General features: G+C 65.6%; 13 protein-coding genes. 4 read left to right on the top strand and 9 right to left on the bottom strand.

The features are described from left to right. Positions 1-4,866: a response regulator gene (locus HWX53_RS23855; RefSeq protein WP_175945551.1), complete on the bottom strand. Its 4,866-nt coding sequence runs from the start codon at positions 4,864-4,866 to the stop codon at positions 1-3. Between the two features lie 561 nt (positions 4,867-5,427). Between HWX53_RS23855 and HWX53_RS23850 the strand changes: the two genes are divergently transcribed. Then, positions 5,428-6,342 (top strand): tetratricopeptide repeat protein, encoded by a 915-nt coding sequence (locus HWX53_RS23850; RefSeq protein ID WP_175945549.1) that lies wholly within the window; start codon positions 5,428-5,430, stop codon positions 6,340-6,342. Between the two features lie 82 nt (positions 6,343-6,424). Continuing rightward, a complete protein-coding gene (locus HWX53_RS23845) occupies positions 6,425-6,913 on the top strand; it encodes a low affinity iron permease family protein (RefSeq protein ID WP_175945548.1) in 489 nt (162 codons plus the stop codon). Positions 6,914-6,944: 31 nt separating this feature from the next. On the opposite strand, the gene HWX53_RS23840 is transcribed toward HWX53_RS23845, so the two are convergent. The 5 genes from HWX53_RS23840 to HWX53_RS23820 form a co-directional block, all read right to left on the bottom strand. Continuing rightward, entirely contained in the window at positions 6,945-7,901 is a 957-nt protein-coding gene (locus tag HWX53_RS23840) for an ABC transporter permease (protein ID WP_175945545.1), read from the bottom strand. A 1-nt stretch (position 7,902) separates the two neighbouring features. Next, positions 7,903-8,910 (bottom strand): ABC transporter permease, encoded by a 1,008-nt coding sequence (locus HWX53_RS23835; protein WP_175945543.1) that lies wholly within the window; start codon positions 8,908-8,910, stop codon positions 7,903-7,905. Next, positions 8,907-10,469 carry a sugar ABC transporter ATP-binding protein gene (locus tag HWX53_RS23830; RefSeq protein ID WP_175945541.1) on the bottom strand — a complete coding sequence of 521 codons (1,563 nt, stop codon included), beginning with the start codon at positions 10,467-10,469 and terminating at the stop codon, positions 8,907-8,909. Before HWX53_RS23830 ends, HWX53_RS23835 begins: the two co-directional genes overlap by 4 nt. A 68-nt stretch (positions 10,470-10,537) precedes the next feature. Beyond that, the gene (locus tag HWX53_RS23825; RefSeq protein ID WP_175945539.1) at positions 10,538-11,539 is read right to left on the bottom strand and encodes an ABC transporter substrate-binding protein; all 1,002 of its coding nucleotides are present in this window, start codon (positions 11,537-11,539) and stop codon (positions 10,538-10,540) included. A gap of 120 nt (positions 11,540-11,659) precedes the next feature. After that, the gene (locus HWX53_RS23820) at positions 11,660-12,763 is read right to left on the bottom strand and encodes a LacI family DNA-binding transcriptional regulator (RefSeq protein ID WP_244140237.1); all 1,104 of its coding nucleotides are present in this window, start codon (positions 12,761-12,763) and stop codon (positions 11,660-11,662) included. 190 nt (positions 12,764-12,953) lie between these two features. On the opposite strand from HWX53_RS23820, the gene HWX53_RS23815 reads away from it, so the two are divergent. Both HWX53_RS23815 and HWX53_RS23810 read left to right on the top strand, forming a co-directional pair. Continuing rightward, complete coding sequence (locus HWX53_RS23815) at positions 12,954-13,754, top strand: phytanoyl-CoA dioxygenase family protein (RefSeq protein ID WP_175945537.1); 801 nt, start codon at positions 12,954-12,956, stop codon at positions 13,752-13,754. Positions 13,755-13,795: 41 nt separating this feature from the next. Then, entirely contained in the window at positions 13,796-14,710 is a 915-nt protein-coding gene (locus HWX53_RS23810) for an aldose 1-epimerase (RefSeq protein ID WP_244140236.1), read from the top strand. Between the two features lie 86 nt (positions 14,711-14,796). Here HWX53_RS23810 and HWX53_RS23805 read toward each other — a convergent pair whose 3' ends face one another. From HWX53_RS23805 to HWX53_RS23795, 3 genes are all read right to left on the bottom strand, one after another. Next, a complete protein-coding gene (locus tag HWX53_RS23805) occupies positions 14,797-15,090 on the bottom strand; it encodes a hypothetical protein (RefSeq protein ID WP_244140235.1) in 294 nt (97 codons plus the stop codon). Between the two features lie 356 nt (positions 15,091-15,446). After that, positions 15,447-15,770: a hypothetical protein gene (locus tag HWX53_RS23800; RefSeq protein ID WP_175945533.1), complete on the bottom strand. Its 324-nt coding sequence runs from the start codon at positions 15,768-15,770 to the stop codon at positions 15,447-15,449. Between the two features lie 144 nt (positions 15,771-15,914). Next, on the bottom strand, positions 15,915-16,136 hold the full coding sequence (locus HWX53_RS23795) for a hypothetical protein (RefSeq protein WP_175945531.1): 222 nt from the start codon (positions 16,134-16,136) through the stop codon (positions 15,915-15,917). Positions 16,137-16,199 lie beyond the last annotated feature (63 nt).

Genomic DNA, 16,199 nt, shown 5'->3' with positions numbered 1-16,199 from the left:
TCAGCGCGCCGCGGCCGCGCGCAGCGCCTCCATCAACGCGAGCGGATCGTAAGGCTTGCGCAGCCGGATCGCATGCGGGAGCGCCTGCCGTTCCTCGTCGCTCAGTTCGAGGTCGTAGCCGGTGACGAACACGACGCCCAGACGCGGCGCCTGACGCAATGCCTCTCTTGCCAGCGCGACGCCGGATTCGCCCGCCAGATTCACGTCGGTCAGCAGCACGTCGAAGCGTTGCTCGCCAAAAAGCGCGCGGGCTTCTTCGACGCTCGCGGCTTCCGTGAGATCGAGGCCCATGGTGCGCAGCAACTCGGCGCTGCTCGTGCGGACCATCTCGTTGTCTTCGACGAACAGCACGCGCAGGGCGTCGCTGGACTCGGGCGTTGCGGCATCGGTCGCATTCGCGGCAGAGGAGGCAGGAGTGGGCGCGCGTTGCCCGAGCACATGCCGAATCTTGCGAGCCAGCGCCTCGTGCGTATACGGCTTGCTCAACAGGTCGATGCCTTCGTCGAGCCGCCCCGCGTGAACGATCGCGTTGTCCGTGTAACCCGACGTGAACAGCACCGCGATGCCCGGCACGCGCTCGTGCGCCTTGCGCGCAAGCTCGGTGCTGCGCAGCGGACCGGGCATCACCACGTCCGTGAACAGCATGTCGATCGGCACGCCGCTCTCGACGATGGCGAGCGCGCTCTGCGCGTCCTTCGCCCGCAACACGCGATAGCCCAGGTCCGCGAGCAGATCGACGACCGTCGCGCGCACTTCCTCGTCGTCTTCGACCACGAGAATGGTTTCGTTGCCGCCTTTGGCCGGTCCGGCGTCCACGTTCGTTTCGAGGTCTTCTTCCTGCCGCGCGCGCGGCAAGTAGAGGCGCACTGTCGTGCCGTGGCCTTCCTCGCTGTACACCTTCACGTGCCCGCCCGATTGCTTGACGAAGCCGTACACCATCGACAAGCCGAGGCCGGTGCCCTGACCTTCGCGCTTGGTCGTGAAGAACGGCTCGAACGCGCGTTCCCGTACTTCGGCCGACATGCCCGAGCCCGTATCGGTGACGGCGACCATCACGTACTGGCCGGGCGCGACGTCGGCGTTGCGCATCGCATACGTCTCGTCGAGCGATGCATTGCCGGCCTCGATGGTCAGCTTGCCGTGCCCGTTCATCGCGTCGCGCGCGTTGATCGCGAGATTGAGCAGCGCGTTCTCGACCTGGAAGGGATCGACGAGCGTGTTCCACAAGCCGCCCGACACGATCGTCTCCACTTCGATGCCGTCGCCGAGCGCGCGGCGGAACATGTCGTCGAGACCGCGCACGAAGCGGCCGAGATTGACGACCTTCGGCGCGAGCGGCTGGCGCCGCCCGAACGCCAGCAGTTGCGAGGCGAGATTCGCGCCGCGCGCCACGCCGGCGAGCGCGCTTTTCACGCGCTGCTCGGGCTTGTCTTGTCCGGCGACGTCTTTCGCGAGCAGTTGCAGATTGCCGCCGATCACTTGCAGCAGGTTGTTGAAGTCGTGCGCGACGCCGCCCGTCAGCTTGCCGATGGCTTCCATCTTCTGCGCCATGCGCAACGCTTCTTCGGCGTGCCGCAGCGCGTCGGCCGTTTCGCGGTCCGCGGTCACGTCGCGTCCGACGCCGTGGATGCGCCGCGTGCGCGGATCGAGCGAGAGCGTCCATGCGATCCAGCGCCAGCCGCTGTCAATGCGCCCGAGCCGGCACTCGTAGCGCACTGGCGCGCCGCTCGCCCGCAGCTTGTCGAGCTCCAGCGCGACAGCGGCGCGGTCGTCCGTATGCACGATGTCGAGCATCGTGCGCGCGTGCAGGCGCTCCGTATCCATGCCCAGCACCGACGACCATGACGGGCTGACGCGCAACAGCGCGCCGTCGAAGCTCGCGATCACGAACAGGTCTTCGCTCAGTTCCCACAGCCGGTCGCGGTCCGCGACGACTTCGGTCACGCGGCGCTCCAGCGTCTCGTTCAGATCGCGCAGCGCGGCCTGCGCCTTGGCGCGCTCGGCGATTTCGTTTTGCGCCGCCTGAAAGAGCCGCGCATTGTCGATGGCGATGGCCGCCTGCGCCGCGACGCCGTTCACGATGCGCTCGGCGCGATCCGTGAACACGCCCGGCTCCGGGTGACCGAAGAAAAGGCCGCCGAGCACTTCGCCCGTGCGCGAGACGACCGGCGCGGCAAGATAGCTGCGCACCGGAAGATGGCCCTTCGGCATGCCGAAGTGCGGCGAGTTGTGGCCGTAGCGCGGATCTTTGGTAATGTCGTCGGAGCGCACGATGCCGTGGCCGCCGAATGTCGGCGCGAAGACGGCCGTGTTGCGCGGCATCGGAAACTTGTCGAAGCTCTCCTTCGGCGCGCCGGACAGCGCGTACAGCGTGTAGCTGCCGCCTTCGTCGTCGAGCACGTTGTAGAAGAACGAACCGAACGCGGCGCCGGTCAGTTCCGTGGCGGCATCGGTCACGACCTGCACGACGCGCGAGAGGTCGAGTTCGGCGGCGACCGTGGTGCCGACGCGGTTGAGCACTTCGAGCACGCGCGACTCTTCGCGCAGGCGCTGCTCGGTCTCGCGGCGCAGCCGCGACAGCCGCAGGTTGCTCGCCACCCGCGCGAGCAGTTCGCGCGCGGAGAACGGCTTGGTCAGATAGTCGTCCGCGCCCGCTTCGAGCCCGCCGACGCGCGCTTCTTCGCCCGCCCGCGCCGACAGCAGCACGACCGGCGTTTCCCGCAGCGTCTCGTCGTCGCGCAGCGCGCGCAAGAGGCCGAAGCCGTCGAGGCGCGGCATCATCACGTCGGAAACGATGACGTCCGGACGCAGCGCGACGGCGGCGTCGAGCCCGGCCTGCCCATCGGCGGCGACGCTCACGTCGTGGCCCGCGGCGGCGAGCAGGCGGCGCATGTATTCGCGAAGATCGGCGTTGTCGTCCACGACGAGCACGCGGCCCGTCAGCGCATCCGATGGCGCGGCGGCTTCAGCGGCTTCCGCGAGCGGCGAATCGAGGTTCGCGACGTCGAGCGCGGCGGCGTCGGCCGGGTCCGCATCCGGCGTCCAGCGCAACGCGGCATCGACGAAGGAGCGCGCACGGCTGCTGGCCTCAGCGCGCGGGGCGTCGGCGCGCGACGCTGCGCCCTCGTGCGCGGCCGGCAGCGTCACGGTGAAGCACGTTCCTTCGCCCAGGCGGCTCGTCAGGGCGATGCTGCCGCCGTGCAGCTTGATGAGCTCCTGAACCATCGCAAGCCCGATTCCACTGCCTTCCACCGAGCGGCCCGCCGCGCCCGCCACGCGATGGAACCGTTCGAACACGCGCGCCTGCTCGTGCTCCGCAATGCCGATGCCGGTATCGCACACGCTCGCTTCGATCACGCCGCCGCGCACGGCAAGCGCCACCTCGATGCTGCCCTCGAACGTGAACTTGAACGCGTTCGATAGCAGGTTCATCACGACCTTCTCCCACATGTCGCGGTCGATGTCGGCGAGCACGGGCGTATCGGGAATGTTCGTGCGAAGCGTCAAGCCGGCCGTCTCGATGGCCGAGCGGAACAGCGACGCGAGTTCGGCGGTGAACGCGGCGATGTCCGTGCGCTGGCGATGAATCTCGATGCGGCCCGCCTCGATGCGCGAAAAGTCGAGCAGCGCGTTGACGAGCGTGAGCAGCCGCATGCCGTTGCGATGCATGATCTGGACGAGCCGCAGGTCCTCGGGCGGCACGCGGTTGCGGTCCGCGAGCATTTCTTCGAGCGGGCCCAACATCAGCGTGAGCGGCGTCCGGAATTCGTGGCTGATGTTGGAGAAGAACGTCGTCTTCGCGCGGTCGATCTCCGCAAGCGCCTCGGCGCGGCGGCGCTCTTCGTCGTAGGCGTGCGCGTAGCCGATCGCCGCGCCGATCTGTCCGGCGACGAGATTGATGAAGGTGCGATAGCCGTCGTCGAACAGTCGATACGGATTGAGCGCCGCGACCAGCACGGCTGCATGACCGGTCTCGCCGGTCGGGGCGATCGGGACCATGACGGCGGTGGTCGGCGCGGCCTTCCACGCGCCCGTGGGCAAAGACGCGCCCACATGCTGATGCAGGTTCGTCACGAGCTGCGGGCGGTTTTCGAGCAGCGCGTCCTGAAACGGCCACGGCTCGCGCTTATTGGCGTTCAGCGTAGCGGGCGCCGCCGGATGCCCCGGCGCGATGCCGCAGGCGCCGACGAGCGTCGCGGTCTCGTTGCCGGGGTCGGCCGCGTAGAGCAGGCCGAAAGGCAGATCGCGCGGCGCGCTTTTTAGCGCGTTCATCGAGCGTTCGCAGGCTTCGAGCCACGTGCGCGCGTCGGCGGCCGAAGTCGCCAGTTCGCGCAGCACCGTCAGTTGCCGTTCGCCCAGCACGCGCTGCGTGTCGTCGCTGTTCGCGCAGATGATGCCGCCCGCGTCGCCACGGTCGTCCGGAATCGGGCTGTAGGAGAACGTGTAGTACGTCTCCTCCGGGAAACCGTTGCGCTCCATGATCAGGAGCTTCTGTTCGACGAAGGTGCCTTCGACGCCGGCGAGCGCCGTGTCGAGCAGCGGCCCGATGTCGTCCCAGATCTCGCGCCACACGACCGAAGTTGGCTGGCCGAGCGCCTGCGGATGCTTGCCGCCGATGATCGACCGGTAGGCGTCGTTATAGAAGAACAACAGCTCGTCGCCCCAGCCGATCCAGATGGGCTGGCGCGAGGTCAACATGATGCGAATGGCCGTCTTCAGGCTCTGCGGCCAGTCCTCCGGCGCGCCGAGCGAGGTCTGCGTCCAGTCGAAGCCCCGGATGAGCACGCCCATTTCTCCGCCGCCGAGCAGAAAGCTAGGGTCGACGCTGCTCGCGCTCGTGTCCGGGGGCAGATTCTCGGGAGTCATCGACGCTGAATCTCCTCGCTAAGGTCTCGCGACCAAGCGGCATGGGGTTGAAAGGCGTGTCTTGGGATGAGCTGACAGAAACGCGCGACCGGAAGGGCTTCCGGATTCTCGCACGGAAACGGCTCGGAGCCGTTCCGGCATGCGCGTTCGCAGGGGCTATAGCAAGGTTCGTGACCGAGCGCGCCGAGCCGGAAATCTGGCCCGCGTGTTAGTCGATCAATATGTTTCTGAGACTGCCTTTCGCAATCCCGGATTCGAAATCGACATATATTTTTGCACTATACTCAGCTGAATCCGTTATCGTCCTTTTTCTGCGCGAACCGGGAATACCGTTAAGCACGTTCTCGCGGCGCCGGTTAATTCGTTTTCGCAGGGCAATCGCGGCATTCGCCCAGTCGGACGGGCGTTTGCCGAGGCCTTCGTGCACGCCTTCTAAGAATGTCGTCCGGCGGCCGCTCAATATCAACATAGTGGCCAATGGCGTTTTTAATTCGCGGACGCTTTATTCACCATTATCAATAAAATCATCCGCGATATTTAACTTCGTTTCACATCACGATCATGAACGAACCCATCGATTCGAATATGCGTAGCCTCGCTGAACAGGAAGCGGTGCTTCGCGAGCAACTCGCGCTGCGTCCCGACTCGGCCGCCGTGACTAATAATCTGGGCGTCGTGCTGCGCCTGTTGGGCCGTCTTCCGGAAGCGGAGCAGATGTTCAGGCAGGCACTGGCGCTGCAACCCGATTCCCCCGATGTTCTGGTGAACCTCGCCTTGGTCGCGCTCGATCAACAGCGCAACGATGACGGCCGGGCGCTACTGGAGAAGGCGCTGGCCATTCGTCCCGATTCTCCGGCGGCCAAGTTCGTGCTCGGCGGCCTGCTCCAGAACGAGGGCCGCCTCGACGATGCCGCGAAGGCGTTCTCGGAGGCAATCGCCGCGCAGCCGGATTTCGCGCAGGCGCACGTTTGTCTCGGCCATACGCGGTTCTTGCAGGGGCGCTTGCCCGAGGCCGAAACCGCATGCCGCCGAGGCATCGACCTGGCGCCGCAGGTCGTGAACGGTCATCTGGCGATGGGCGATGTTCTCTGCGCGGCGGGCCGGTTGACCGAGTCCGACGCCTCGTTCAATCGCGCGCTCGCGATCGATCCCCAGTCGGCGGAAGCGCATTGCGGGCTCGGTAACGTCGCACACCGCCGCTACGATCTGCCGAGCGCCGAAGCCGAGTACCGCCAGGCGTTGGCCTTGCGTCCGACCTTCTTCGAAGCGAGCCGCGGTCTCGGCCTCGTGCTGCTCGCTTTCGGCCGAGCCCAGGAAGCGGAAGGCGCGCTGCGTCAGGCTTTATCGCTCAAGCCGGACGACGCAGATTTGAAAAACGCGTTGAACGCCGCGCTCGCGATGCCCCGAGCGCAGTCCCGTCCCGGCGTGCAAACGAGCGTCGACGCGCTGATTGCGCCGCGCGATCCGTCCGCCTGATCAGCGACGGCGGACTCGGCCGGAATGCTACTGAAAGGAATGACTCTTGCTTGGCGCCCCTCAGACACAAAGGGAGGAAGATATGCAAAGCAAACCCCGAGCCTCGACCGACCAACTCGAGACCATTCCCGACACGTCCAGCCCCGCCTACGCCAAATCGCATCCGTTGATGCGCGCATTCGACAGCTTCGCGAGCCTCGTCACGCGCTGGGCGGGTTCGCCGTTCGCCTTCGGGCTGGCGGTGGCGAGCATTGTCGCGTGGGTCGTCACCGGACCGATCTTTCAGTATTCCGACGGCTGGCAACTCGTCATCAACACCGGCACGACCATCATCACGTTCCTGATGGTGTTTCTGATTCAGCAGAGCCAGAACAAGGACAGCGTCGCGCTGCATCTCAAGCTCAATGAACTGCTCGCGACGCATCGCGCGGCGAGCAATCACCTGATCGGCATCGAGGACGCGAGCGAAGAAGAACTGCGCAGGCTCGCGGCGGCGTATCTGCGGCTGGCATCCGAAGGCGCCGAGGCGGTGGCCGGAGCGTCGCCCAGTAGCGCGGCGAAGAAGAATTGAGGCCGCGCGACGAGCATCGGCTCCTGTCGATTCAATGCGTGACTTTCGCCGGCGCGACGCGCCGGTTCAGCACGCGCGCTTGCAGAACAATCACGAGCAACAAGAAAAGCCCGCGAATCACCGACTGCCAGTAAGCCGACAGGCTGATATACCCGAGCCCGTTCTCGAAGTTCAGCAGGTTGAAGACGAGTCCGAGCAGCGCCACGCCTGCAATCGTCATCGCGATGGAACCTTCGCCGCCCGTCAGCCGCGTGCCGCCGAGCACCACCGCCGAGATCGCGAACAGTTCCCAGCCGACGCCTTCGTTCGGCTGTCCCGCGCCGAACTGCGCCGCGAGAATCGCCCCCGCGATGCCGGCGAGCAAGCCGCTCAACGCATACACCGCGACCAGCGTGCGATCGACGTTCAGGCCCATCAACCGCGACGCCTCTTCGCTGCCGCCGATGGCGAGCGCATGACGGCCGAAGCGCGAACTGCGTAGCGCGATCCAGGCAAGCACCGCCGCGACCAGCGACACGATGCCGGGAATTGGCAGCCCGAACAGGTCGCCTTGTCCGAAGGCGGCGAAGTTCGTGTCGGACGAGATGGCGACGGCATCGTTATGGCCGAGCAGCAGCGCGAGGCCATGCGCGCCGAGGCTCGTCGCCAGCGTGACGATGAAGGGAAGAATCCGCATGTGCGTGATGACGATGCCATTCAGCACGCCCACCGCCAGCCCCGCGAACGCCCCGGCGAGCACGCCCGCCACGCCGCCGTGCGGACTCGCCAGCGCGGCGACCACGCTGGCGAGCGCGGCCACCGCGCCCACGGACAGATCGATGCCGCCCGTGATGATGACGAACGCCATGCCGATGGAGATCAGCGCGAACATCGAGTTGTATCGCCAGAACGACGTCACGTTGTAGGCGGAGGCGAAGTGCTCGTACCGCACCACGCCCAGGACGAGCAACGCGACGAGCGCGATCAGGATAGGAAGGTTCTTCTTCATGTCATGAGCCTCGGCGGCGCTGCACGTACACGGCGGCGATGATGATCGCGGCCTTTAGCACGAGCGCGGCGGCGTCCGGAATGCCGTGCGCGAGCAGTGTGTAACGCAATAGCTGGATGATGAGCGCGCCGATCAGCGTGCCCGTGATATACGCCTTGCCGCCTGTGAGCGCCGTGCCGCCGACCGCGACGGCCGCGATGGCATCGAGCTCGACGCCGAGGCCGACCACGTTCGCATCCGACGACGAGTTCACGGAGATCGAAATGAGCCCGGCGAGACCCGCGAGCGCCGCGCATGCTGTATAGGCGATCAGCTTGACGCGCGCTGTCGGAATGCCGGAAAGATACGCCGCGTCCTCATTGCCGCCCGTGACGAGCAGATACTTGCCGAATAGGGTCTTGCGCACGATCCATGTGAAGACGGCGACGAGCGCGAGCATCAGCAGAATCTGGAACGGCACGCCCGCGACCTTGCCGAGCGCGATCCACTGGAACGCCGGATTGTTGAACGCCTGCAGGCTGCCGTCGGTGATCACTTGCGCGATGCCGCGTCCCGCGATGAAGAGCACGAGCGTCGCGACGATGGGCTGCACGCGAAGCCGCGTGACGAGCAGTCCGTTGAACACACCGCACACTGCGGCGGCTATCACGGGCAGCGTGAAGGCGAGCAGAATGCCGAGCGGCCCTTCGATGTTCATGAAGAGCATCGGCGCGATGGCACCGGCAATCGCCATCGACGCGCCCACGGACAGATCGATGCCGCCTGTCGCCACCACGAGCGTCATGCCGATGCCGACGATCACGATCGTCACCACCTGCGTCAAGTTCACGTTGAACGTCTGAAGAGACCAGAAGTGCTCGGTGAAGAACAGGTTGAACAGTATCATCGCGACGAGCACGATGATCTCGCGCTGAATCGCGACGCCGCGCCGTTTCTTGGCAGGCGCCGTTTGCGCGTCCGCAGCGAGCGGCGCTACGGGTCGTGCAGCAGGTTGTGTCTTGTCGATCATGACTCGTTTCCTTGCGCGGCCGTCGCTTGCGCGAGCGTCGATGTTTCACCCGAGCCGTAGGCGATCGCATCCATGATCGATGCCTCGTTCATCTGCGCGCCGTCGAGTTGCGCCACGGTTTCGCCGTCGCGGATCACGACCGCGCGGTCGGCGACGGCGGTGAGTTCTTCCAGTTCGGACGCCGACAACAGCACGGCCATGCCCGCATCGCGCAACTCGCGCACGATCTTCGCAACGTCGGCTTTCGCGCCCACGTCGATGCCGCGCGTCGGCTCGTCGAGCAGCAGAAGGCGTGGATTCGTCGCGAGCCAGCGCGCGAGCAAGACCTTTTGCTGATTGCCGCCCGAGAGTTCGCGTATCGGTTGATCGGGCGAGCGCAGCTTGATGCCGAGCGACGCGATGAATCCGTCCACGATTTCGCGCTGCTTCGCAACGTCTACGACGCCGCGCTTAGTGAGCGCGGGCAGGCAGACCAGCGTGAGGTTGTCGCGCACGGAAAGCTCCGGCACGATGCCTTCGGCCTTTCGGTCTTCGGTGAGATACGCGATGCCGCGCGTGATCGCATCTTTCGGCGACTTGAACGAGGCGCTTTCGCCGGCCACCGTGAGCGAACCGCGCGAGGGACGGTCCGCGCCGAACAGAAGGCGCATCGTCTCCGTGCGGCCCGAGCCGAGCAATCCGGCGAGACCGACTGCTTCGCCCGCATGCACGTCGAGCGATACGTTCGTGACTTTCGCGCCCGCCGCGAGCGACTGCGCGCTCAACGCGACCGCGCCGCGCTTCGCCAGATTCTCTTCTTTCACCGCGCTGTCTTCGTGCACGACGGCGGCGAGCGTGCGGCCGAGCATCGTCGTCACGAGCTTGAGCTTGTCCATCTCCTGCATGGTGCTTTCCGCGACCGTCTGACCGTCGCGCATCACGGTGACGCGGTCGCACAGCGCATACAGTTCGTCCAGCCGATGCGACACGAAAATGACCGCGCGCCCGTCGTCGCGCAAGCGGCGCACCACGCCGAAAAGCAGTTCGACTTCGCGCTCGTCGAGCGATGACGTCGATTCGTCCATGATGACCATCTTCGCATCCGACGAAACGGCTCGCGCGAGCGCGACCATCTGCTGAATGGCGGTCGAATAGTCGCGCACGGGCTTGCGCACGTCGATATGGAGTCCGAACGATTCGAGCAGTTCAGTCGCGCGCCGCTGCACCGTTTTCCAGTCGATCAGGCCAAAGCGGCGCGGCTCGCGTCCGAGAAAGATGTTCTCGGCCACCGAGCGAAACGGCACGAGGTTGATCTCCTGATAGATCGTGCTGATGCCTGCTTCGCGCGCTTCCTTCGGCGTGCGGAAATCCACTTCGCGTCCGTCGAAGCGGATGGTTCCGCCGCTCTTGCGATACGCGCCGGTGAGAATCTTGATGAGTGTCGACTTGCCCGCGCCGTTCTGGCCGATGAGCGCGTGCACTTCGCCGGCCGCGACGGTGAGGCGCGCGTGCTTGAGCGCCGCGACGCCGCCGAAGGCAATGTCGATGTCCTGCATGTCGAGTAGGGGAGCAGTGGCCATGCGGCGCTTCCGTCCTTTAGAAAAGCGAGCGCCCGAAGGCGCCCGCGAACCAACATAGACTGCTTCGCTCAATAGCCGTACTGCATGCTGGCGTCGACGTTGCTCTTGTCGTAGAAGCGATCGGATACCTTGACCCACGGCGGAATGGTCTCGCCCTTCGCGTATTTCTGCGCGACATCGCACGCGAGCGGTCCGAAGAACGGGCTCGACTGCACGCTCGCGCCCAGTTCGCCCGCCTTGATCGCTTCGAGGCCGCCCTTCGTGCCGTCGATCGTCACGAGCACGATGTCCTTGCCCGGCTGCTTGCCCGCCGCCTTGATCGCGGCGATCGCGCCGAGCGCCATTTCGTCGTTGTGCGCGTAGACGGCGGTCACGTCGGGATGGGCCTGCAAGAGCGTTTCCATGACCTGGCGGCCCTTGTCGCGCGCGAAGTCGCCGCTTTGCGACGCGACGATCTTCATGCCCGGATTCTTCGCGATGACTTCGTCGAAGCCCTTCTTGCGGTCGTTCGCAGCGGAGGCGCCCGTCGAGCCTTCGAGCTCGATGATCGTCGCCTTGCCGTTGGTGGCCTTCACGAGCCAGTCGGCGGCGCGGTGGCCCTGATCGATGAAGTCCGATCCAATAAACGTGATGTAGTCGCGCCCGGCCTTCGCCATCGACTGGTCGATGTTGCGGTCCACGAGAATCACCGGAATGCCGGCCTTCTTCGCCTGCAACACGACGGGCGCGAGCGGCTTTTCTTCGCGCGGCGGGAACACCAGCAGATCGACGTGCTGCGCGATCATGCTCTGGATGTCGGACACCTGCTTGGCCGCCGAGCTGTTCGCGTCGGTGATGATGACCTGCCAGCCGCATTTCGACGCCACGTCCTTGAAGCTCTTGGTCTCGGCGAGCCGCCACGGGTTGTTGCTCTCCGTCTGCGCGAAGCCCACGCGCAGCGGCTTCTTGTTCGGGATTTTAGGCAACGCGTCGTCGGCGGCGTGCGCGGCCCCGGCTGCGACCGTCAGAACGGTGAGCGCGGCGGCGAGCGGGCGCAGGCCCGAGCGGAGATTCTTGTTTAGCGACAGCATGTCTTCCTCCGATATGGATGATTCGTCTTGTTGGTAATGCCGATGCTTGTTGTTGCCCGGTCTGTCTGATGCGAGAGATGCTGCTGCCCAGCGCGCTGTTTATGAGCGTCTTATTGGCGGCTAATCACTAATATTATTAATTGCGAACTGATGCGCTTCGGCGATGACCTTCACCGATCCGCGCTCGATCAGCGGGCCGTCGAGCTTGACGGTGCGGCGCCGCAACGGCGCACCGACGGCGCGGTTGTGTTCCTCTTGCAGAAGCGTTTCGACCGCCCAGCGGCCGAGGTCGTAGTTCGGCAACACCACGGTCGATAGCGGTGGATGCGTGTGGCGGGCGATCTCCTGATCGTCGTAGCCGACCACGGAAACATCGTCGGGCACGCGCAGCCCGAGTTGCTTGAGCGCCTCTATCGCGCCGAGCGCCATTAAATCGTTCGCGCAGAAAATGGCCGTCGGCGGATTCGGCTCGCGCATGAGCGAGAGCGTCTGCTCGAAGCCGGCGCCCGAACTCCAGTCGCCTTCGCGCACGAGTTCCGGCGCGAACGGCAAGTCCGCCGTCGCGAGCGCGGTGCGATAGCCCTTCAGCCGGTCGCGCGCCGCGTCCTGATACGGCTCGCCGTTGATATAGCCGATGCGCCGATGCCCCGCCGCGAGCAGATAGTCCGTCGCCGTGTGCCCGCCCGCGACTTCCGCCGGCACGACCGACGACAGGTTCGCCTCGCTCGCGTAGCAGTTGAGCAGGACCGTCGGCACTTTGGCGAGCGCCGCGGGCAGCGCGACGAGCCGCGTGTAGACGGTCGCGTAGATCACGCCGAGCAGGTTCGGATGGTCGAGCGTCGCGGCGAGCACGCGCGCCTCGATCTCCGCGTTGCCGTGCGTCGAATAGACGGCGAGCAGGCGGCCATGCGCGAACGCGGCGTCGCGCGCGCCGTCGATGCACACGACCGGATGCGGGCTCGTCGAGATCTCATCGGCGAGATACACGATCAGATTGCGCTCGCTCTGCGCGCCGGGTGTGTCGAAGGCATCCAGCGCGGCGGGCTCGCGCGGCGTCATGCGATAGCCGAGCTCCTGCGCCGCGCGCAGCACCTTGTCGCGCGTGACGTCCGAGAACTTCGCGCCGCTCGCGTTGTTGAGCACGAGCGACACCGTCGACTGCGAAACTCCGGTGAGCTTCGCAATGTCGGTCATCGTCGGGCGGCGCTGCGTGGTTTTCTTCATCGGACGGGTGCGGCTTATGGGGCTTGGCGACAGACCTTAACACTAATATTAGTGATGAACAACACGGAAACCACCTAGCCGGAACATGGGACGGCACAGGGTTTTCACCGAGTATTACTAATAATATTGACGACGCGATTACTACCGTGCGATTCTCTTTCGACCGATTGACGACCGAAAGGAGCGGCGCATGGGCCGATACGACGAGACGACGAGAGACGCGCTTGCACAAGCGTTCGAGAGAGACGGTTTCGTGCTGTTGCCGGATCACTTCGAGCGCGCGAAGCTCGAAGCGTGGCGCGAGGCATTCGCGCCGCTGTTGCAGCCACATGTCGATGCAGCGCGCGAGGCATCGGCGAGCGGCAATCGCGGGCCGGGCCGCTATTACGTGACCTTGCCGTTCGAAGGCGAGTTCGCGGACCCGTCGATCATTTGCGACGAGGACATCGTCGGCATCGTCGAGCGCGTGGCGGGACGCGATCCGGTCATGTGCCAGCTCGCGACCGATACGCCGGTTCTGGGCTCGGACTTTCAGGACTGGCATCGCGATACGCCGCCGCTTTTCGACGACGCGCCCGAAACGCCGTCGTTCCAGCTTGCCGTGAACTTTCCGCTCGTCGATGTGGACGAGCGCAACGGCTCGCTCGAAACGACGCGCGGCACGCACCGCATCTCGCGCGAAGAAGCGCTCGCCGGTCTCGCCGATGGACGCTTCCCGCCCGAGCGCGTGCCGATGCGCGTCGGCGACGTGATGATCCGCGACGTGCGTGGGCTGCATCGCGGCACGCCGAACTACATCGACGAACCGCGTCCGATGGTCGTGATCGGCTATAGCCGCGCATGGTATTTCCGGCCGGAAGTACATATCGATGTGCCGCGTGCCGTGCTCGCCGACTTGCCGCCGCGCGCGAAACGACTGCTGCGCTACAACCCGGTGGTCGAGCGCACGCAGCGCATCTTCGACGAAAACTACCGGCAGTTCGCATATTGAGCGCGGATCGGACCCCGTCCGGGCGCGCGGACGAAGCGCTCGTGGAATTGCGCCACGGCGCGCGGCGTGTGCTGCTCGCCCCGCACGTCGGCGGCGCGATTGCGGCTTTCTTCGACGCCCGCGAGCCCAACGAAGGCGGCGCGCTGCACTGGCTGCGTCCCGCCACCGTCGATGCGCTCGCCGCGCGCAATCCGCTCGGCATGGCGAGCTTTCCGCTCGTGCCATATTGCAACCGTATTCGCGATGCGCGCTTTACATTCGATGGCGCGCTCGTCGATCTGTCCGGCGACGGCAACGCGTTCCCGCACGCGCTGCACGGCAACGGATGGCGGCGGCCGTGGCGCGTCGATGCCGTCTCCGAGGCGAGCGCACGTCTCACGTTGTCGCACGTGCCTTCGCAGGAACCGGCGCATCATTGGCCGTTCGCTTTCGAAGCGGCGCAGGACATCGCGCTCGATGCGCAGTCGCTCAACGTGACCATGTCGCTGCGCAACCTGTCGGACCGGCCGATGCCCTTCGGCCTCGGACATCATCCGTACTTTCCGCGCACCGGGCACACCGTTGTGCGCACGCGGGTCGGGTCGATGTGGCATACGACGCCCGAGCCGCTGCCCACGCACGCCGGCCCGCATTCGTGCATCGACGCTCTGGCATCGCGCGAGGGCATGTCCGCCGATGCCTTCGATCTCGACAATAACTTCACGGGCTGGTCGCGCGAGACGTCGGTCGCGTGGCCGCGCGAGCATCGCTCGGTCACGCTGCGAGCGGAAGCGCCGTTCGACTTCACGGTGATTTATGTGCCTTCGTCGTTCGGTTCGCTGCTGTGTGTCGAGCCGGTCAGCAATGTCGCGGACTGGGTGAATCTCGATGTCGACGCGTCGCTGAAGGGCGGCGGCGTGCTTGCGGCCGGGGAGTCGGTCAGCGCGCGGTTCTGGCTGACGCCTGAGGTCGAGTAGGGCTGTTTGCGGCTGGCGGCTGGCGGCTGGCGCGACGAGCGCATGCGCTTCTGTTCGGCATGTCGCTCGTCGCGCAGCCGTTGTGCTCAGTGACCGAAGAACACCTCGCATTGCGGCAGGCCGCTGCATGTCTCGGTCCGTCCGCCAGCCGACATGCTCGTCCCGGCTTTCGTGCCGCCGTAGGCCTGTTCGCCGGATGCGGAGTCGGTCTTTGCGGCGTCGGCTTGCCGTGCGGTGTGCGAGGAATCCATCGGACGCATCGTCTGAACGACTTGTTGCGCCGTGTCGGGCATGCCTTGCGCGCGCGCGTTGCCGATGCCCGCGGCCAGCGCACAGGCCGCCATCATTGCGATGAATTTCGGGTTGACGTTCGTCTTCATGTTCCAGCTCCTCAGAAGCGAATGCACAAGCAGCCGGCACACGTTTCCGGACTCCTTGCAGCGGTGGAAGAATGGCGCGCCGCGACCATGCGAAGCCAGGGCGTTCGCCGGCCGCAGACGACCTACAACGACGCAGACGGCACGACCGAGCCCGCGTGATGAAACGCCGGGAAGTCGCTCGTATGCGGCGGGCGCGATGACTAACCGCGCAGGCACACATTAGGTTCTGGGAAGAAGACGCGAAATCCCTATGTGGAAGGGATGCGTACGGGGGGAGTGCTAAAGCTCAGGAGGGGTTGCGCCCGGCCCGCGCAACGAACGACGCGAACCGGGCGGCCTTGCAAAAAGGGAACGCGTTATTGCGAGCTCGACGTACCGCTACCGGACGAACCCGAACCGCTCTTCTTGTGCATCTTGTTCGTCTTGCTGCTGGAACCGCTGCCCGAGCCCATGGTGGAGGAGCCCGTTGCGCCCGACGTTGCGCCCGTCGTGCCATTCGCGTTCGGCGTGCCCATGCCGGTGCCGCCTTGACCCGCGCCGTTGCCGCCTGCCGTGCCGCCTCCCGTCCCGCCGCCGCCCGCGCCACCACCGGCGCCGCCGCCTGCGCCCTGCGCGAACACGGCGCCCGACAGGCTCAGAATCATTGCGGATACCAGCAAGCTCTTCTTGGCGATTTTCATGGTGCCTCCCTTGAATTTGGTCATGTGACGCGCGCCGCTGCGTTTGCCTGCGCGGCGTCGCGCCTTACACCGTGCAATCCGTGTGCCGCAGTTGTAAGCGTCGGCGCTTGCGAGTGCCGCACTTCGGAAGGCAAGCCGATCTCGTCATGCCAGCGCTTCGTCACACCATTCGATGGCCCACGCCCGCGCGCAATGCAATGCGTCCCACTCGTTCGGGAAAGAGTCGAGATCGCCCGATTCGTGAACTTCTACGTTCGGCGTGTATTCATTGGGCGCGCTGGTGATTCGGGCGCGCGCATAAAAGCTGCCATCTTCATCATGGCGAGCGGTGCAGTCGATATGAAAGTTCTTGTAGTCAAAACGCATTAGGAAGTTCTCCACATGAGAGTGCGTGGCGTCGTGGCTGGTATTCGGGAGCCGGGGCCGACA

The sequence above is a fragment of the Caballeronia sp. BCC1704 genome, assembly GCF_902833455.1.
In the GTDB taxonomy this organism is placed as follows: Bacteria; Pseudomonadota; Gammaproteobacteria; order Burkholderiales; family Burkholderiaceae; genus Caballeronia.
This window is presented reverse-complemented; position numbering and strand designations above follow the sequence as displayed.